This is a genomic window from Moritella sp. 5 (genome assembly GCF_018219455.1).
In the GTDB taxonomy this organism is placed as follows: Bacteria; Pseudomonadota; Gammaproteobacteria; order Enterobacterales; family Moritellaceae; genus Moritella.
Map to the genome: position 1 here is coordinate 1317102 of NZ_CP056122.1, position 24105 is coordinate 1341206.

The window sequence follows — 24105 nt, forward strand, 5'->3', positions numbered from 1 at the left end:
ACCTTCATTGTGTAACGCATTGTAACTTACTGTAACAAAGCGCCAAGATTTCCCAGTCTAATTATATTAATCGCCTGACAATAACGCATGAAATAATCGTGCTATGTAGAACTGCTCCTGAATAATGGAAAATAACGGAAGGCTTTAGCTATGATTACATTTGTCACCCCACAGCATGCGCAGGTAATTAGTGTTACCGGTAAGGCAACTTTTAGGTTGGAACTAAATGAGGAGTTGTTAGCTGATGGGCGTACTATACCAGCGGGAGGTGCAATTGACATAACTCCTGGAGCCGAGATTGTTTTGCAATATGCAGATGGTTCGACTGCTATTATTAATGAACATTATTCAGAGGCTAAGGTTTTTGCATCTGATGACTTGGATGACTTGGCAAACAAACAAATAGATGATGAAACATTAGAAGAAATTGAGGCAATTCAAGCACTCATTAAATCGGATGCTGAATTCATTGACCCTGTTAGTACTGCTGCAGGTAATGTAAGTGATGGAGGCCGTTCTTCTGCGGTATCTTTAGAGCGGAGTGCGTCGGAAACATTAGCTGATGTGGAATTTAATACCACGGCATTTTTTAGTGTGAATGGGAGTGACTTTGAAAGCGATGATTCCAGTGATGAAGGGGTTTCAGCTAATCAACTTCCTGCATTAACGGTAACATTAGGTAACGATACCGCGGTGAATGATCTAATCACCAGTGATGGAGATCTCGTTATTGGTGGTAAGCTAGATGGTGCTACGATTGAATATAGTATTAATGGTATAGATTGGAGTAATACCTTTGTTCCAATTGAAGGCGATAATACGGTTTATGTTCGACAGGTTGATGGGTTTGGAGGAGTCTCTCTAACGACGTCCTTATCATTTGAACTCGATACACAAATAGCAGCGCCAATAGTCGAATTAGCAAACGATACGGCTAACGGTAGTGACTTAATTTCAAGTGACGGCACTCTTAATGTTTCTAGTATTGAAGCTGGAGCAGTAGTTGAATATAGCGTTGACGGTGGTACAACTTGGACCAACAGCTTTAGCCCAGTTGAAGGTGTTAATACAGTTGCAGTTCGTCAGACTGATGTCGCGGGTAATGTCTCTAATAGCAGCGAGTTAACCTTTACGTTAGACACTCAGATCAGCCCGCCTATAGTTAGATTAACTAACGATACCGCTAACGGTAGTGATTTAATTTCAAGTGATGGCATATTAGATGTGTCAGGCATTGAAAGTGGTGCAACGGTTGAATACAGCGTTGATGGAGGTTCTACTTGGACGAACAGCTTTAGTCCAGCTGAAGGCAGCAATACAGTTGCAGTACGTCAGACTGATGTGGCGGGTAATGAGTCAGCAAGCACAACATTATCGTTTGTCCTCGATACTCAAATCGCAGCACCGACAGTTGCACTAAACAATGACACTGCGAACGGCAGTGATTTAATCTCAAGTGATGGCACGTTAAATGTGACCGGAATTGAAACCAATGCAACGGTTGAATACAGCGTTGACGGCGGTTCGGCTTGGACGAACAGTTTTAGCCCGGTTGAAGGTGTTAATACAGTTTCAGTTCGTCAAACTGACGTGGCGGGTAATGTCTCTAATAGCAGTGACTTAACCTTCACGTTAGACACCATCTCGCCTGATATTCCTACCGTTATAACTCAAATTACAAATGATGCAACACCTATAATAACAGGTTCTGCGACTATTATTGCTGGTGAATCGTTAAATATTACCGTCAATGGTGCGACATACAATAATGTGACGGTTGATAGTAGTGGAAACTGGAGCGTTGATACGGGGTCAGCAGTTGTTGATACAGGCGTATTAGGTTCATTCGTTGATGGTCAAAGTTACGATGTGACGGCGATAACTACGGATCAAGCGGGTAATAATACGGCTGATATTACGTCAGGTGAAGTGATCATTGATACAAGTATCGCAGCAAACACAATTACGATTGCGGCTATCACTGACGATACTGGTGTAGCGGGTGATTTCAAAACGTCTGATACTAACCTCAGCGTAAACGGTAGCTTAGACAACGCGCTACAAGCAGACGAAACGCTGCAGATCAGCACAGATAATGGCACAACCTGGGTTGATGTGAGCAGTGTCTCTGGCACTACTTGGAGCCATGATGATACTGCGACAACGCATGCAGCAGATTTCGATTACGATATGCGCATCGTTGATAACGCGGATAATGTTGGTGCGACGGCTGAGCAAACAGTGCAAATTGATACGTCTGTATCAGCAAACACAATTACGATCGCGGCTATCACTGACGATACTGGCGTAGCGGGTGATTTCAAAACGTCAGACACTAATTTGAGCGTAAACGGTAGCTTAGACAATGCGCTACAAGCCGATGAAATCTTACAGATCAGCACTGATAATGGCACAACCTGGGTTGACGTGAGCAGTGTCTCTGGCACCACGTGGAGCCATGACGATACCGCGAATACGCATAACGCAGATTTCGATTATGATATGCGCATCGTTGATAACGCGGATAATGTTGGTGCGACGGCTGAACAAACTGTGGTTATCGATACCTCGGTGGCAACTAATACGATCACCATCTCAGCCATCACTGACGATACGGGTGTGGCGGGTGATTTCAAAACGTCTGATACTAACCTCAGCGTAAACGGTAGCTTAGACAACGCGCTACAAGCAGACGAAACGCTGCAGATCAGTACTGATAATGGCACAACTTGGGTTGATGTGAGCAGTGTATCTGGCACTACTTGGAGCCATGACGATACCGCTAATACGCATAACGCAGATTTCGATTACGACATGCGCATCGTTGATAATGCCGATAATGTTGGTGCGACGGCTGAACAAACAGTGCAAATTGATACGTCTGTATCAGCAAACACAATTACGATCGTGGCTATCACTGACGATACTGGTGTGGCGGGTGATTTCAAAACGTCTGATACTAATCTCAGCGTGAACGGTTCACTAAATACAGCATTACAAGCGGATGAAACGCTGCAGATCAGTACTGATAATGGCACAACTTGGGTTGATGTGAGCAGTGTTGCTGGCACTACTTGGAGCCATGACGATACTGCGACAACGCATAACGCAGATTTCGATTACGACATGCGCATCGTTGATAACGCGGATAATGTTGGCGCGACAGCTGAACAAACCGTGCAAATTGATACGTCTGTATCAGCAAATACAATTACGATCATGGCTATCACTGACGATACTGGTGTGGCGGGTGATTTCAAAACGTCTGATACTAATTTGAGTGTGAACGGTAGTCTAGACAACGCGCTACAAGCAGACGAAACACTGCAGATCAGCACAGATAATGGCGCAACCTGGGTTGATGTGAGCAGTGTTGCTGGCACTACTTGGAGCCATGACGATACTGCGACAACGCATAATGCAGATTTCGATTACGACATGCGCATCGTTGATAACGCGGATAATGTTGGCGCAACGACAGCACAAACAGTGCAAATTGATACGTCTGTATCAGCAAACACAATTACGATCGCGGCTATCACTGACGATACTGGCGTAGCGGGTGATTTCAAAACGTCAGACACTAATTTGAGCGTAAACGGTAGCCTAGCTAATGCGCTACAAGCAGACGAAACGCTGCAGATCAGCACTGATAATGGCGCAACCTGGGTTGACGTGAGCAGTGTCTCTGCCACCACCTGGAGTCATGATGATACTGCGACAACGCATGCAGCAGATTTCGATTATGATATGCGCATCGTTGATAACGCGGATAATGTTGGTGCGACGGCTGAACAAACTGTGGTTATCGATACCTCGGTGGCAACTAATACGATCACCATCTCAGCCATCACTGACGATACGGGTGTGGCGGGTGATTTCAAAACGTCTGATACTAATTTGAGTGTGAACGGTAGTCTAGACAACGCACTACAGGCTGATGAAACCTTACAAATCAGCACTGATAATGGCACAACCTGGGTTGATGTGAGCAGTGTCTCTGCCACCACCTGGAGTCATGATGATACTGCGACAACGCATAACGCAGATTTCGATTACGACATGCGCATCGTTGATAACGCCGATAATGTTGGTGCGACGGCTGAACAAACCGTGCAAATTGATACGTCTGTATCAGCAAACACAATTACGATCGTGGCTATCACTGACGATACGGGTGTGGCGGGTGATTTCAAAACGTCTGATACCAATCTCAGCGTGAACGGTTCACTAAATACAGCATTACAAGCGGATGAAACGCTGCAGATCAGCACAGATAATGGCGCAACCTGGGTTGATGTGAGCAGTGTTTCTGGCACTACTTGGAGCCATGATGATACCGCTAATACGCATAACGCAGATTTCAATTACGACATGCGTATCGTTGATAATGCCGATAATGTTGGCGCAACGACAGCACAAATCGTGCAAATTGATACGTCTGTATCAGCAAACACAATTACGATCGCGGCTATCACTGACGATACTGGCGTAGCGGGTGATTTCAAAACGTCAGACACTAATTTGAGTGTGAACGGTAGTCTAGACAACGCGCTACAAGCAGACGAAACACTGCAGATCAGCACAGATAATGGCGCAACCTGGGTTGATGTGAGCAGTGTATCTGGCACTACTTGGAGCCATGACGATACTGCGACAACGCATAACGCAGATTTCGATTACGACATGCGCATCGTTGATAACGCGGATAATGTTGGCGCGACAGCTGAACAAACCGTGCAAATTGATACGTCTGTATCAGCAAATACAATTACGATCATGGCTATCACTGACGATACTGGTGTGGCGGGTGATTTCAAAACGTCAGACATTAATTTGAGCGTGAACGGTAGTCTAGACAACGCGCTACAAGCAGGCGAAACGCTGCAGATCAGTACTGATAATGGCACAACCTGGGTTGACGTGAGCAGTGTTAGTGGCACCACTTGGAGCCATGACGATACCGCTAATACGCATGCAGCAGATTTCGATTACGACATGCGCATCGTTGATAACGCAGATAATGTTGGCGCCACGACAGCACAAGCTGTGCAAATTGATACAACAGTGGCTACCAATGCGATCACTATCTCAGCGATCACTGACGATACTGGCGTAGCGGGTGATTTCAAAACGTCTGATACTAATTTGAGTGTGAACGGTAGTCTAGACAACGCGCTACAGGCCGATGAAATCTTACAAATCAGTACTGATAATGGCACAACCTGGGTTGACGTGAGCAGTGTATCTGGCACTACTTGGAGCCATGATGATACTGCGACAACGCATGCAGCAGATTTCGATTACGATATGCGTATTCTTGATAACGCGGATAATGTTGGCGCGACAGCTGAACAAACCGTGCAAATTGATACGTCTGTATCAGCAAATACAATTACGATCATGGCTATCACTGACGATACTGGTGTGGCGGGTGATTTCAAAACGTCTGATACTAATTTGAGTGTGAACGGTAGTCTAGACAACGCGCTACAAGCAGACGAAACGCTGCAGATCAGCACAGATAATGGCGCAACCTGGGTTGATGTGAGTAGTGTTGCTGGCACTACTTGGAGCCATGACGATACGGTTAATACGCATAACGCAGATTTCGATTACGACATGCGCATCGTTGATAACGCGGATAATGTTGGTGCAACGACAGCGCAAACTGTGCAAATTGATACGTCTGTATCAGCAAACACAATTACGATCGCGGCTATCACTGACGATACTGGTGTGGCGGGTGATTTCAAAACGTCTGATACCAATCTCAGCGTGAACGGTTCACTAAATACAGCATTACAAGCGGATGAAACGCTGCAGATCAGCACAGATAATGGCACAACCTGGGTTGACGTGAGCAATGTTAGTGGCACCACTTGGAGCCATGACGACAGTGCGACAACGCATGCAGCAGATTTCGATTACGACATGCGCATCGTTGATAACGCCGATAATGTTGGCGCGACAGCTGAACAAACCGTGCAAATTGATACGTCTGTATCAGCAAATACAATTACGATCGTGGCTATCACTGACGATACGGGTGTGGCGGGTGATTTCAAAACGTCTGATACTAACCTCAGCGTAAACGGTAGCCTAGACAATGCACTACAAGCAGACGAAACACTGCAGATCAGCACAGATAATGGCACAACCTGGGTTGATGTGAGCAGTGTCTCTGGCACCACGTGGAGCCATGACGATACCGCGAATACGCATAATGCAGATTTCGATTACGACATGCGCATCGTTGATAATGCCGATAATGTTGGTGCGACGGCTGAACAAACCGTGCAAATTGATACGTCTGTATCAGCAAACACAATTACGATCGCGGCTATCACTGACGATACTGGTGTAGCGGGTGATTTCAAAACGTCTGATACCAATCTCAGCGTGAACGGTTCACTAAATACAGCATTACAAGCGGATGAAACGCTGCAGATCAGCACAGATAATGGCGCAACCTGGGTTGACGTGAGCAATGTTAGTGGCACCACTTGGAGCCATGACGACAGTGCGACAACGCATGCAGCAGATTTCGATTACGACATGCGCATCGTTGATAACGCGGATAATGTTGGCGCAACGACAGCACAAACCGTGCAAATTGATACGTCTGTATCAGCAAACACAATTACGATCGCGGCTATCACTGACGATACTGGCGTAGCGGGTGATTTCAAAACGTCAGACACTAATTTGAGCGTAAACGGTAGCTTAGACAATGCGCTACAAGCAGACGAAAAGCTGCAGATCAGCACAGATAATGGCGCAACCTGGGTTGACGTGAGCAGTGTTGCTGGCACTACTTGGAGCCATGACGATACTGCGACAACGCATGCAGCAGATTTCGATTATGATATGCGCATCGTTGATAACGCCGATAATGTTGGTGCGACGGCTGAACAAACAGTGCAAATTGATACGTCTGTATCAGCAAACACAATTACGATCGCGGCTATCACTGACGATACTGGTGTGGCGGGTGATTTCAAAACGTCTGATACTAATTTGAGTGTGAACGGTAGTCTAGACAACGCACTACAGGCTGATGAAACCTTACAAATCAGCACCGACAACGGCGCAACCTGGGTTGATGTGAGCAGTGTATCTGGCACTACTTGGAGCCATGACGATACTGCGACTACGCATAACGCAGATTTCGATTATGACATGCGCATCGTTGATAACGCGGATAATGTTGGCGCAACGACAGCACAAACTGTGGTTATCGATACCTCGGTGGCAACTAATACGATCACCATCTCAGCCATCACTGACGATACGGGTGTGGCGGGTGATTTCAAAACGTCTGATACTAACCTCAGCGTAAACGGTAGCTTAGACAACGCGCTACAAGCAGACGAAACGCTGCAGATCAGTACTGATAATGGCACAACTTGGGTTGATGTGAGCAGTGTATCTGGCACCACTTGGAGCCATGACGATACTGCGAATACGCATAATGCAGATTTCGATTACGACATGCGCATCGTTGATAATGCCGATAATGTTGGTGCGACGGCTGAACAAACCGTGCAAATTGATACATCTGTATCAGCAAACACAATTACGATTACGGCTATCACTGACGATACTGGCGTAGCGGGTGATTTCAGAACGTCAGACACTAATTTGAGCGTAAACGGTAGTCTAGCTAATGCGCTACAGGTAGATGAAACCTTACAAATCAGTACCGACAACGGCGCAACCTGGGTTGATGTGAGCAGTGTATCTGGCACTACTTGGAGCCATGACGATACCGCTAATACGCATAACGCAGATTTCGATTACGATATGCGTATTGTTGATAACGCGGATAATGTTGGCGCGACAGCTGAACAAACTGTGGTTATCGATACCTCGGTGGCAACTAATACGATCACCATCTCAGCCATCACTGACGATACGGGTGTAGCGGGTGATTTCAAAACGTCTGATACTAATTTGAGTGTGAACGGTAGTCTAGACAACGCACTACAGGCCGATGAAATCTTACAAATCAGTACAGATAATGGTGCAACCTGGGTTGACGTGAGCAGTGTTAGTGGCACTACTTGGAGCCATGACGATACTGCGACAACGCATGCAGCAGATTTCGATTACGATATGCGCATCGTTGATAACGCGGATAATGTTGGTGCGACGGCTGAGCAAACAGTGCAAATTGATACATCAGTATCAGCAAACACAATTACGATCGCGGCTATCACAGACGATACTGGCGTAGCAGGTGATTTCAAAACGTCAGACACTAATTTGAGTGTGAACGGTAGTCTAGACAACGCGCTACAAGCAGACGAAACACTGCAGATCAGCACAGATAATGGCGCAACCTGGGTTGATGTGAGCAGTGTTAGTGGCACCACTTGGAGCCATGACGATACCGCTAATACGCATGCAGCAGATTTCGATTACGACATGCGCATCGTTGATAACGCAGATAATGTTGGCGCCACGACAGCACAAGCTGTGCAAATTGATACAACAGTGGCTACCAATGCGATCACTATCTCAGCGATCACTGACGATACTGGCGTAGCGGGTGATTTCAAAACGTCTGATACTAATTTGAGTGTGAACGGTAGTCTAGACAACGCGCTACAGGCCGATGAAATCTTACAAATCAGTACTGATAATGGCACAACCTGGGTTGACGTGAACAGTGTTAGTGGCACCACTTGGAGCCATGACGATACCGCTAATACGCATGCAGCAGATTTCGATTACGACATGCGCATCGTTGATAACGCAGATAATGTTGGCGCCACGACAGCACAAGCTGTGCAAATTGATACAACAGTGGCTACCAATGCGATCACTATCTCAGCGATCACTGACGATACTGGCGTAGCGGGTGATTTCAAAACGTCTGATACTAATTTGAGTGTGAACGGTAGTCTAGACAACGCGCTACAGGCCGATGAAATCTTACAAATCAGTACTGATAATGGCACAACCTGGGTTGACGTGAACAGTGTATCTGGCACTACTTGGAGCCATGATGATACTGCGACAACGCATGCAGCAGATTTCGATTACGATATGCGCATCGTTGATAACGCGGATAATGTTGGTGCGACGGCTGAGCAAACAGTGCAAATTGATACGTCTGTATCAGCAAACACAATTACGATCGTGGCTATCACAGACGATACTGGTGTGGCGGGTGATTTCAAAACGTCTGATACTAACCTCAGCGTAAACGGTAGCCTAGCTAATGCGCTACAGACAGACGAAACGCTGCAGATCAGTACTGATAATGGCACAACCTGGGTTGACGTGAGCAGTGTTAGTGGCACCACTTGGAGCCATGACGATACCGCTAATACGCATACAGCAGATTTCGATTACGACATGCGCATCGTTGATAACGCAGATAATGTTGGTGCGACGGCTGAACAAACTGTGGTTATCGATACCTCGGTGGCAACTAATACGATCACCATCTCAGCCATCACTGACGATACTGGCGTAGCGGGTGATTTCAAAACGTCTGATACTAATTTGAGTGTGAACGGTAGTCTAGACAACGCGCTACAGGCCGATGAAATCTTACAAATCAGTACTGATAATGGCACAACCTGGGTTGATGTGAGCAGTGTTTCTGGCACCACGTGGAGCCATGACGATACTGCGACAACGCATGCAGCAGATTTCGATTATGATATGCGCATCGTTGATAACGCCGATAATGTTGGCGCAACGACAGCACAAACCGTGCAAATTGATACGTCTGTATCAGCAAACACAATTACGATCGTGGCTATCACTGACGATACTGGTGTGGCGGGTGATTTCAAAACGTCTGATACTAATTTGAGTGTGAACGGTAGCCTAGACAACGCACTACAGGCTGATGAAACCTTACAAATCAGTACCGACAACGGCGCAACCTGGGTTGATGTGAGCAGTGTTGCTGGCACCACTTGGAGCCATGACGATACCGCTAATACGCATACAGCAGATTTCGATTACGACATGCGCATCGTTGATAACGCAGATAATGTTGGTGCGACGGCTGAACAAACTGTGGTTATCGATACCTCGGTGGCAACTAATACGATCACCATCTCAGCCATCACTGACGATACGGGTGTGGCGGGTGATTTCAAAACGTCTGATACTAATTTGAGTGTGAACGGTAGTCTAGACAACGCACTACAGGCTGATGAAACCTTACAAATCAGTACCGACAACGGCGCAACCTGGGTTGATGTGAGCAGTGTATCTGGCACTACTTGGAGCCATGACGATACTGCGACAACGCATGCAGCAGATTTCGATTATGATATGCGCATCGTTGATAACGCCGATAATGTTGGCGCAACGACAGCACAAACCGTGCAAATTGATACGTCTGTATCAGCAAACACAATTACGATCGTGGCTATCACTGACGATACTGGTGTGGCGGGTGATTTCAAAACGTCTGATACCAATCTCAGCGTGAACGGTTCACTAAATACAGCATTACAAGCGGATGAAACGCTGCAGATCAGCACAGATAATGGCGCAACCTGGGTTGATGTGAGCAGTGTTGCTGGCACTACTTGGAGCCATGACGATACCGCTAATACGCATGCAGCAGATTTCGATTACGACATGCGCATCGTTGATAACGCAGATAATGTTGGTGCGACGGCTGAACAAACCGTGCAAATTGATACGTCTGTATCAGCAAACACAATTACGATCGTGGCTATCACTGACGATACGGGTGTGGCGGGTGATTTCAAAACGTCTGATACTAACCTCAGCGTAAACGGTAGCCTAGACAATGCACTACAAGCAGACGAAACGCTGCAGATCAGTACTGATAATGGCACAACCTGGGTTGATGTGAGCAGTGTATCTGGCACTACTTGGAGCCATGACGATACCGCTAATACGCATAACGCAGATTTCGATTACGACATGCGCATCGTTGATAACGCCGATAATGTTGGTGCAACGACAGCACAAACAGTGCAAATTGATACGTCTGTATCAGCAAACACAATTACGATCGCGGCTATCACTGACGATACTGGTGTAGCGGGTGATTTCAAAACCTCTGATACTAACCTCAGCGTAAACGGTAGCTTAGACAACGCGCTACAAGCAGACGAAACGCTGCAGATCAGTACTGATAATGGCACAACCTGGGTTGATGTGAGCAGTGTTGCTGGCACCACTTGGAGCCATGACGATACCGCTAATACGCATGCAGCAGATTTCGATTACGACATGCGCATCGTTGATAATGCCGATAATGTTGGTGCGACGGCTGAACAAACCGTGCAAATTGACACATCAGTATCAGCAAACACAATTACGATCGCGGCTATCACTGACGATACGGGTGTGGCGGGTGATTTCAAAACGTCTGATACTAACCTCAGCGTAAACGGTAGCTTAGACAACGCGCTACAAGCAGACGAAACACTGCAGATCAGCACAGATAATGGCACAACCTGGGTTGATGTGAGCAGTGTCTCTGGCACCACCTGGAGTCATGATGATACTGCGACAACGCATGCAGCAGATTTCGATTACGACATGCGTATTGTTGATAACGCCGATAATGTTGGTGCGACGGCTGAGCAAACAGTGCAAATTGATACGTCTGTATCAGCAAACACAATTACGATCGCGGCTATCACTGACGATACTGGCGTAGCGGGTGATTTCAAAACGTCAGACACTAATTTGAGCGTAAACGGTAGCTTAGACAATGCGCTACAAGCAGACGAAACACTGCAGATCAGCACAGATAATGGCGCAACCTGGGTTGATGTGAGCAGTGTATCTGGCACTACTTGGAGCCATGACGATACCGCTAATACGCATACAGCAGATTTCGATTACGACATGCGCATCGTTGATAACGCAGATAATGTTGGTGCGACGGCTGAACAAACTGTGGTTATCGATACCTCGGTGGCAACTAATACGATCACCATCTCAGCCATCACTGACGATACGGGTGTGGCGGGTGATTTCAAAACGTCTGATACTAATTTGAGTGTGAACGGTAGTCTAGACAACGCACTACAGGCTGATGAAACCTTACAAATCAGTACCGACAACGGCGCAACCTGGGTTGATGTGAGCAGTGTATCTGGCACTACTTGGAGCCATGACGATACTGCGACAACGCATGCAGCAGATTTCGATTATGATATGCGCATCGTTGATAACGCCGATAATGTTGGCGCAACGACAGCACAAACCGTGCAAATTGATACGTCTGTATCAGCAAACACAATTACGATCGTGGCTATCACTGACGATACTGGTGTGGCGGGTGATTTCAAAACGTCTGATACCAATCTCAGCGTGAACGGTTCACTAAATACAGCATTACAAGCGGATGAAACGCTGCAGATCAGCACAGATAATGGCGCAACCTGGGTTGATGTGAGCAGTGTTGCTGGCACTACTTGGAGCCATGACGATACCGCTAATACGCATAACGCAGATTTCGATTACGACATGCGCATCGTTGATAACGCCGATAATGTTGGTGCAACGACAGCACAAACAGTGCAAATTGATACGTCTGTATCAGCAAACACAATTACGATCGCGGCTATCACTGACGATACTGGTGTAGCGGGTGATTTCAAAACCTCTGATACTAACCTCAGCGTAAACGGTAGCTTAGACAACGCGCTACAAGCAGACGAAACACTGCAGATCAGCACAGATAATGGCACAACCTGGGTTGATGTGAGCAGTGTCTCTGGCACCACCTGGAGTCATGATGATACTGCGACAACGCATGCAGCAGATTTCGATTACGACATGCGTATTGTTGATAACGCCGATAATGTTGGCGCAACGACAGCACAAACCGTGCAAATTGATACGTCTGTATCAGCAAACACAATTACGATCGTGGCTATCACTGACGATACTGGTGTGGCGGGTGATTTCAAAACGTCTGATACTAATTTGAGTGTGAACGGTAGCCTAGACAACGCACTACAGGCTGATGAAACCTTACAAATCAGTACCGACAACGGCGCAACCTGGGTTGATGTGAGCAGTGTATCTGGCACTACTTGGAGCCATGACGATACCGCTAATACGCATACAGCAGATTTCGATTACGACATGCGCATCGTTGATAACGCAGATAATGTTGGTGCGACGGCTGAACAAACTGTGGTTATCGATACCTCGGTGGCAACTAATACGATCACCATCTCAGCCATCACTGACGATACGGGTGTGGCGGGTGATTTCAAAACGTCTGATACTAATTTGAGTGTGAACGGTAGTCTAGACAACGCACTACAGGCTGATGAAACCTTACAAATCAGTACCGACAACGGCGCAACCTGGGTTGATGTGAGCAGTGTATCTGGCACTACTTGGAGCCATGACGATACTGCGACAACGCATGCAGCAGATTTCGATTATGATATGCGCATCGTTGATAACGCCGATAATGTTGGCGCAACGACAGCACAAACCGTGCAAATTGATACGTCTGTATCAGCAAACACAATTACGATCGTGGCTATCACTGACGATACTGGTGTGGCGGGTGATTTCAAAACGTCTGATACCAATCTCAGCGTGAACGGTTCACTAAATACAGCATTACAAGCGGATGAAACGCTGCAGATCAGCACAGATAATGGCGCAACCTGGGTTGATGTGAGCAGTGTTGCTGGCACTACTTGGAGCCATGACGATACCGCTAATACGCATGCAGCAGATTTCGATTACGACATGCGCATCGTTGATAACGCAGATAATGTTGGTGCGACGGCTGAACAAACCGTGCAAATTGATACGTCTGTATCAGCAAACACAATTACGATCGTGGCTATCACTGACGATACGGGTGTGGCGGGTGATTTCAAAACGTCTGATACTAACCTCAGCGTAAACGGTAGCCTAGACAATGCACTACAAGCAGACGAAACGCTGCAGATCAGTACTGATAATGGCACAACTTGGGTTGATGTGAGCAGTGTATCTGGCACTACTTGGAGCCATGACGATACCGCTAATACGCATAACGCAGATTTCGATTACGACATGCGCATCGTTGATAACGCCGATAATGTTGGTGCAACGACAGCACAAACAGTGCAAATTGATACGTCTGTATCAGCAAACACAATTACGATCGCGGCTATCACTGACGATACTGGTGTAGCGGGTGATTTCAAAACCTCTGATACTAACCTCAGCGTAAACGGTAGCTTAGACAACGCGCTACAAGCAGACGAAACGCTGCAGATCAGTACTGATAATGGCACAACTTGGGTTGATGTGAGCAGTGTTGCTGGCACCACTTGGAGCCATGACGATACCGCTAATACGCATGCAGCAGATTTCGATTACGACATGCGCATCGTTGATAATGCCGATAATGTTGGTGCGACGGCTGAACAAACCGTGCAAATTGACACATCAGTATCAGCAAACACAATTACGATCGCGGCTATCACTGACGATACGGGTGTGGCGGGTGATTTCAAAACGTCTGATACTAACCTCAGCGTAAACGGTAGCTTAGACAACGCGCTACAAGCAGACGAAACACTGCAGATCAGCACAGATAATGGCACAACCTGGGTTGATGTGAGCAGTGTCTCTGGCACCACCTGGAGTCATGATGATACTGCGACAACGCATGCAGCAGATTTCGATTACGACATGCGTATTGTTGATAACGCCGATAATGTTGGTGCGACGGCTGAGCAAACAGTGCAAATTGATACGTCTGTATCAGCAAACACAATTACGATCGCGGCTATCACTGACGATACTGGCGTAGCGGGTGATTTCAAAACGTCAGACACTAATTTGAGCGTAAACGGTAGCTTAGACAATGCGCTACAAGCAGACGAAACACTGCAGATCAGCACAGATAATGGCGCAACCTGGGTTGATGTGAGCAGTGTATCTGGCACTACTTGGAGCCATGACGATACCGCTAATACGCATAACGCAGATTTCGATTACGACATGCGCATCGTTGATAACGCCGATAATGTTGGTGCGACGGCTGAACAAACTGTGGTTATCGATACCTCGGTGGCAACTAATACGATCACCATCTCAGCGATCACTGACGATACGGGTGTGGCGGGTGATTTCAAAACGTCTGATACTAACCTCAGCGTAAACGGTAGCCTAGACAATGCGCTACAAGCAGACGAAACACTGCAGATCAGCACAGATAATGGCGCAACCTGGGTTGATGTGAGCAGTGTTGCTGGCACTACTTGGAGCCATGACGATACCGCTAATACGCATAACGCAGATTTCGATTACGACATGCGCATCGTTGATAACGCGGATAATGTTGGCGCGACAGCTGAACAAACTGTGGTTATCGATACCTCGGTGGCAACTAATACGATCACCATCTCAGCGATCACTGACGATACTGGTGTGGCGGGTGATTTCAAAACGTCTGATACTAACCTCAGCGTAAACGGTAGCCTAGACAATGCGCTACAAGCAGACGAAACACTGCAGATCAGCACAGATAATGGCGCAACCTGGGTTGATGTGAGCAGTGTATCTGGCACTACTTGGAGCCATGACGATACCGCTAATACGCATAACGCAGATTTCGATTACGACATGCGCATCGTTGATAACGCCGATAATGTTGGTGCGACGGCTGAACAAACTGTGGTTATCGATACCTCGGTGGCAACTAATACGATCACCATCTCAGCGATCACTGACGATACGGGTGTGGCGGGTGATTTCAAAACGTCTGATACTAACCTCAGCGTAAACGGTAGCCTAGACAATGCGCTACAAGCAGACGAAACACTGCAGATCAGCACAGATAATGGCGCAACCTGGGTTGATGTGAGCAGTGTTGCTGGCACTACTTGGAGCCATGACGATACCGCTAATACGCATAACGCAGATTTCGATTACGACATGCGCATCGTTGATAACGCGGATAATGTTGGCGCGACAGCTGAACAAACTGTGGTTATCGATACCTCGGTGGCAACTAATACGATCACCATCTCAGCGATCACTGACGATACTGGTGTGGCGGGTGATTTCAAAACGTCTGATACTAACCTCAGCGTAAACGGTAGCCTAGACAATGCGCTACAGGCTGATGAAACTCTACAGATCAGCACTGATAATGGCGCAACCTGGGTTGACGTGAGCAGTGTTAGTGGCACTACTTGGAGCCATGACGATACTGCGACAACGCATGCAGCAGATTTCGATTACGACATGCGTATTGTTGATAACGCCGATAATGTTGGCGCCACGACAGCACAAGCTGTGCAAATTGATACAACAGTGGCTACCAATGCGATCACTATCTCAGCCATCACTGACGATACGGGTGTGGCGGGTGATTTCAAAACGTCTGATACTAATTTGAGTGTGAACGGTAGTCTAGACAACGCGCTACAGGCCGATGAAATCTTACAAATCAGTACTGATAATGGCACAACCTGGGTTGATGTGAGCAGTGTTTCTGGCACTACTTGGAGCCATGACGATACGGTTAATACGCATAACGCAGATTTCGATTACGATATGCGTATTGTTGATAACGCGGATAATGTTGGCGCGACAGCTGAGCAAACAGTACAAATTGATACGTCTGTATCAGCAAACACAATTACGATCGTGGCTATCACTGACGATACGGGTGTGGCGGGTGATTTCAAAACGTCTGATACTAATTTGAGTGTGAACGGTAGTCTAGACAACGCACTACAGGCTGATGAAACCTTACAAATCAGTACCGACAACGGCGCAACCTGGGTTGATGTGAGCAGTGTATCTGGCACTACTTGGAGCCATGACGATACTGCGACAACGCATGCAGCAGATTTCGATTATGATATGCGCATCGTTGATAACGCCGATAATGTTGGCGCAACGACAGCACAAACCGTGCAAATTGATACGTCTGTATCAGCAAACACAATTACGATCGTGGCTATCACTGACGATACTGGTGTGGCGGGTGATTTCAAAACGTCTGATACCAATCTCAGCGTGAACGGTTCACTAAATACAGCATTACAAGCGGATGAAACGCTGCAGATCAGCACAGATAATGGCGCAACCTGGGTTGATGTGAGCAGTGTTGCTGGCACTACTTGGAGCCATGACGATACCGCTAATACGCATGCAGCAGATTTCGATTACGACATGCGCATCGTTGATAACGCGGATAATGTTGGCGCAACGACAGCACAAACAGTGCAAATTGATACGTCTGTATCAGCAAACACAATTACGATCGCGGCTATCACTGACGATACTGGCGTAGCGGGTGATTTCAAAACGTCAGACACTAATTTGAGCGTAAACGGTAGCCTAGCTAATGCGCTACAAGCAGACGAAACGCTGCAGATCAGCACTGATAATGGCGCAACCTGGGTTGACGTGAGCAGTGTATCTGGCACTACTTGGAGCCATGACGATACTGCGACAACGCATGCAGCAGATTTCGATTATGATATGCGCATCGTTGATAACGCGGATAATGTTGGTGCGACGGCTGAACAAACAGTGCAAATTGATACGTCTGTATCAGCAAACACAATTACGATCGTGGCTATCACTGACGATACTGGTGTGGCGGGTGATTTCAAAACGTCTGATACTAATCTCAGCGTGAACGGTTCACTAAATACAGCATTACAAGCGGATGAAACGCTGCAGATCAGTACTGATAATGGCACAACCTGGGTTGATGTGAGCAGTGTTGCTGGCACTACTTGGAGCCATGACGATACTGCGACAACGCATAACGCAGATTTCGATTACGACATGCGCATCGTTGATAACGCGGATAATGTTGGCGCCACGACAGCACAAGCTGTGCAAATTGATACAACAGTGGCTACCAATGCGATCACTATCTCAGCGATCACTGACGATACTGGCGTAGCGGGTGATTTCAAAACGTCTGATACTAATTTGAGTGTGAACGGTAGTCTAGACAACGCGCTACAAGCAGACGAAACGCTGCAGATCAGCACTGATAACGGCGCAACCTGGGTTGATGTGAGCAGTGTCTCTGGCACCACTTGGAGCCATGACGATACCGCTAATACGCATGCAGCAGATTTCGATTACGACATGCGTATCGTTGATAACGCGGATAATGTTGGTGCAACGACAGCACAAACCGTGCAAATTGATACGTCTGTATCAGCAAACACAATTACGATCGCGGCTATCACTGACGATACTGGCGTAGCGGGTGATTTCAAAACGTCAGACACTAATTTGAGTGTGAACGGTAGTCTAGACAACGCGCTACAAGCAGACGAAACACTGCAGATCAGCACTGATAATGGCACAACTTGGGTTGATGTGAGCAGTGTTGCTGGCACTACTTGGAACCATGACGATACTGCGACAACGCATAATGCAGATTTCGATTACGACATGCGCATCGTTGATAACGCGGATAATGTTGGCGCGACAGCTGAGCAAACAGTGCAAATTGATACGTCTGTATCAGCAAACACAATTACGATCGCGGCTATCACTGACGATACGGGTGTGGCGGGTGATTTCAAAACGTCTGATACTAACCTCAGCGTAAACGGTAGCTTAGACAACGCGCTACAAGCAGACGAAACGCTGCAGATCAGTACTGATAATGGCACAACCTGGGTTGATGTGAGCAGTGTTGCTGGCACTACTTGGAGCCATGACGATACTGCGACAACGCATAACGCAGATTTCGATTACGACATGCGCATCGTTGATAACGCGGATAATGTTGGCGCAACGACAGCACAAACAGTGCAAATTGATACGTCTGTATCAGCAAACACAATTACGATTGCGGCTATCACTGACGATACTGGCGTAGCGGGTGATTTCAAAACGTCTGATACTAACCTCAGCGTAAACGGTAGCTTAGACAATGCGCTACAAGCAGACGAAACGCTGCAGATTAGTACTGATAATGGCACAACCTGGGCTGATGTGAGCAGTGTTTCTGGCACTACTTGGAGCCATGACGATACCGCTAATACGCATAACGCAGATTTCGATTACGATATGCGTATTGTTGATAACGCGGATAATGTTGGCGCGACAGCTGAGCAAACAGTACAAATTGATACGTCAGTATCAGCAAACACAATTACGATCGCGGCTATCACTGACGATACTGGCGTAGCAGGTGATTTCAAAACGTCTGATACTAACCTCAGCGTAAACGGTAGCTTAGACAATGCGCTACAAGCAGACGAAACGCTGCAGATTAGTACTGATAATGGCACAACCTGGGTTGATGTGAGCAGTGTTTCTGGCACTACTTGGAGCCATGACGATACCGCTAATACGCATAACGCAGATTTCGATTACGATATGCGTATTGTTGATAACGCGGATAATGTTGGCGCGACAGCTGAGCAAACAGTACAAATTGATACGTCTGTATCAGCAAACACAATTACAATTGCGGCGATAACTGATGACACTGGCCTTGATAGCAATGACTTTAAAACAACGGATACCAACCTAATTGTTAATGGTAGCCTAGCTAATACACTACAGTCAGATGAAACTCTACAAATAAGCACAGATAACGGTACAACTTGGGTTGATGTGAGCAGCGTTTCTGGCACTACTTGGAGCCATGATGATACAGCTAATACGCATACAGCGGATTTCGATTACGAAATGCGTATCGTTGATATTGCAGGTAATCAAGGTGCAACAGCTGAGCAAACTGTCGAAATAAATATAGCGCCTACAACGACAGCTGCGACTATCGATGCTACCGAGGATGTGCCTTACATACTGAGTGTAAGTGACTTTAATTTCGCTGATAGCGATGCTAGTGATGCATTAGTGAGTATTCGTATTGATAGCTTGCCCAGTGATGGTGAACTGCAATTATATGATGGTTCGAGTTGGAATAGTGTCACAAATGGTCAAACGGTATCTATTACAGATATTAATGCCGATAATCTACGTTTTGTGAATGATGAACATGAATCGGGGCAAGGTTATAGTGATTTTGATTTTAGTGTATCAGATGGTGCAGAGTGGAGTAATTCGGTAACTGCAACAGTGAATGTTGAAGCGGTCGCCGATGTACCGACATTAACGGTATCAAGCGGTGTGGTGAGTTCTGCAAATTATGTAGCCCCTCAAGGTGCAGGTTTGTTAGTTGAAACATTTAATAATGTAACGGCGTTTAATATATCTGATGTATCTGGCAGTAACGCTGGTTACATGGAACAGGCTCTGGCGAATGAAACACCAGACAGTACCGAGAATTTACTATCACTTACTGACGCAGGCGGAACAATTAACCTAGCCACGGATAGTGCAGTTAAAGCTACTGGTTTAATTTACCTTGAAGCTGGCAGTAGTTATGAGTTTACCGGTTATCGTGATGATACTTTCCATATGGAGATCGGCGGCGATCAAGTATTTTCTCAAGGATTTGACAGTTGGGGTAATTACACATCGACGGCATTTGTACCATCTGAATCTGGTTATTACAGCTTTGAGATGTATGCTTATAACGCTTCTGGTGTCGGTTCTTATGATGTAAGTGTTAAAATTAATGGTGGCACAGAGCAAGAGTTATCAGTATTACCAACGTATGCAGATATTAACGAAGTTAATTCGTTAGATGGTCAACATAGTGGATATGCTGAAAATAGTAATAATGATGGCGGTTTCTATCCTGCACGCTTGAATGAAGGTATCGAAGATACTGATATTTCACTTTCAAGTATTAATGCGGCTCTTGTTGACCTAGATGGTTCAGAGAGTCTTGCTATAACGGTGGCTGGTGTGCCAGTCGGTGCTGTTATTAGCGATGGTACGAATTCTGTCACCAGTGATGGTTCTGTCATTGATATCAGTGATTGGGATTTAGATGCATTAACATTTAATGGGCTGGCTACGGGTGATAGTACAACGCACACATTAAGTTTTACAGCTACTTCAACTGAGATAAATGGTACAGGAGCAAATGAAACTGCATCGACGAGTGTTGACCTTAATGTGGTTGTAATTGATAGTGCTCCAGTATCTATGGATGACCTTGATAGTGTCGGCTACGGTGGTACGATTTATGGTAACGTGATCACTGGGGCAGGTGGTCAAGATGACGGTACTGATACATTAGGTGCTGATACTGTTACTTTAACGAGTGTGAACGGCCAAAATTTAGTTAACGGTGAATTAACACTGGATACTGCTAATGGTTTAATAATTTTTCATGGTGATGGCAGTTACCAGTACACTTCTGACTTGGCAGATACTGCGATTGCTAATGGAAACTTAGAATCATCTAGTTGGAATGATTCGGGTATAACTCTTTACGGATTTAATGATTCTAATGCAGATTCTTCTAATGTTTATCAGAGTGATTCACCTCAGTTAGGACTAAACCCAAGTAATCTTAATAATGCGATAAATACTGCACATTCAAATATTTCAAATAATGGTATTGGTGTTGGTACTGGGGACTCTTCTACGGTTGGTTTCGGTGAATCAATCGTACTTGATTTAGGTGTTGCAACTAAAAAAGTGAGTTTAAGCTTTGCTGAATTAAGTAATAATGAGTACATCAGTGTTTATGGTTATGATGCCAGTGGTAATGTCGTTGATAGTATCAAATGGGTAAGTGGAGAGCCTGACAATACAGTATCTGAAGAGTTTATTTTTAGCACAGAAGTGTCCTACATCTCCGTATACCAGCATAATAATTCTAGCGTTGTATTAACAGGCGCTGTTATCCCAGCGGATCACGGCGTAATTCCAGATGAAACATTTGATTACAATATTGTTGATTCGGATGGTGACAGCAGTGATGCAACCTTAACGATTGAACATTCTGGCGATTCAACCGCATTTGATGATAGCGGAACTGTATTTGAATCAGGTCTAACAGATGGCACTGCTGAGGGCGTTTCAACAACGGTTCTCACGGGTAATTTATTAGATAATGATGCGGGTATTGGTGCGTCAACAGTAATAACTTCTGTGGACGGGCTTGTACCTGGTTCTAGCTCAAGTGTCACAGTTAATATGGACCAAGGTTCATTAACTGTTTATGTCGAAGATGACGGTAGTCATAGAGCGGGCGATTATACTTATACCTTAACTAATGCAGTTCAAGTTGCCGGTAATGGTACTGTAGATACTATTAATTATCAGTTAACGGATCAAAATAGCGGGCATCAAACTACTGCACAATTCAATGTCAATATTGTCGATGATGCACCTGTAGCCAACAATGTTGAGTTGACACTGGAAGCCGCATCAGAAGCATATACCGTCAATTTAACCGTTGTATTAGACAAGTCTGGTTCAATGGGATGGTCAGCAGGCGATGGTACAGGGCGTACTCGTATGGAAGTCGCCAAAGAAGCGATCACGAGTATGCTTGCAGAGTATGACAAAGTGGGTAATGTTAATGTCCAATTTGTTGCCTTCAATTATGCAGCGACTAAGTCACCGTGGTTTGAAGATGATTTATTTACAGCTATGGATTATTTAGAAACTCAAATTATCCCGGGAAGTGTGACGTACTATGATGCAGCCCTAAATTCAGTGATGGACAATTACCAAGCTCCTACAGGTAATGCGGCTGATAAATCACTTGTTTACTTTATTTCTGATGGTGCACCAACCTCAGGTCATGGCATTGATGGCACAGACCAAGCAACTTGGGAAGCTTTCCTTGATAATAATAATATCGATACCTCATTTTCGATTGGTATTGGTGCTAGCACTTCATTAAATGAATTAAATCCTATTGGTTATCCGAATACGAATGATAGTGGTGAACTCGAACCAAATACTATCAAAATCTCATCAGCTGCTGAGCTATCTGATACTTTATTGAGTACGATTGATAGCGGTATTCTTAGCGGTAACGTTTCATTATTAGCTGCAAGTGGAAATGCAGGTGCTGCTTTAGGTGCTGATGGTGGCTACATATCAACAATTACTATCGATGGTGTGACTTATACCTATCAACCTGGTGATGCAAACTCGGTAATATCAGTTGAAACAGTGAAAGGGGGGACTCTGACCTTAGATCTAGCTACCTTAAATTACAGCTATAACATTGAGTTAGACAAAAGTATTACTGGTGAACAAGATGTTTTTCAAATCACTATTGTTGATAATGATGGCGATAGTACACAGCTTAATATGACGATCAATTTGGAATATCAAGCAAATCTTGACGCTAACCGAGATCTAATCCTCACTAACCAAAATGGTATTACAACATTAGAGATCCCTACGTTGGCATTAATGCACAACGACACCAAAGGAGCATCAGCTGAAATCTCATCTATTAGTGATGAGACAAATGCAACCGTTATTGGTAATGGTACGCCGCTTGATACTATTCAGGTCACTGTTGCTTCAGGTAGTAACATCGATGACGTAAGTTTCGACTATACATTAAATAATAGCGGTGCAAATGATCAAGCTGAAGTCACATTTGAAGAAGTCAGTGGTGGAACTATTACTGGTGGTGAATTCGATGAAATCCTGCTTGGTGGTAATAATGCGGATACGCTTATTGGTAATGCGGGTGATGACTCCTTAGTTGCTGGTGCTGGTGACGATGACCTCAGTGGCGGTATTGGCGATGATTTATTAATGGGCCAAGATGGCGGTGATACGTTAAGCGGCGGAGCTGATGATGATATATTAATTGGTGGTGTGGGTAATGACATATTAACGGGTGGAGCAGGTATTGATACTGCAGTTTGGTTGGATGGTGATCAGGGTACCGAGCAAGCGCCAGCCGTTGACCATATTACCGATTTTAATATAAATGAAGATAAGCTCGATCTTAGTGATTTATTACAAAGTGTAAATAGCGGAGAGCTTGATGATTACCTTGACTTTAGTTTTGCCACTGCAACGGGGGGTACCGTTACTACAACTATAAATATTCATACAGAAGGTGCTGGTTCTGCAGTTAGCCAAGTGATTATTTTGGATAGTGTAGATCTCAGAGACGCTTATACAAATGTGGATATTACCAGCCCTAGCGGTATTAATAGCATACTAGATGATGTTGCAGATCCATTGATCTTCTAAATCAACTGGTTTGTTTATTAAAGGAATTTGAGG

The 24105-nt window shown here is 45.7% G+C and carries 1 protein-coding gene; it reads left to right on the plus strand.

Annotated features, from left to right (window positions below; all coding sequences use genetic code 11):
• The first annotated feature begins 150 nt into the window (after window positions 1-150).
• Window positions 151-24072 (plus strand): hypothetical protein, encoded by a 23922-nt coding sequence (locus HWV01_RS06020; RefSeq protein ID WP_211674552.1) that lies wholly within the window; start codon window positions 151-153, stop codon window positions 24070-24072.
• Window positions 24073-24105 lie beyond the last annotated feature (33 nt).

Coding starts and splice junctions, on each gene's coding strand:
- HWV01_RS06020 (WP_211674552.1), top strand. CDS start 151: ATGATTACATTTGTCACCCCACAGCATGCGCAGGTAATTAGTGTTACC.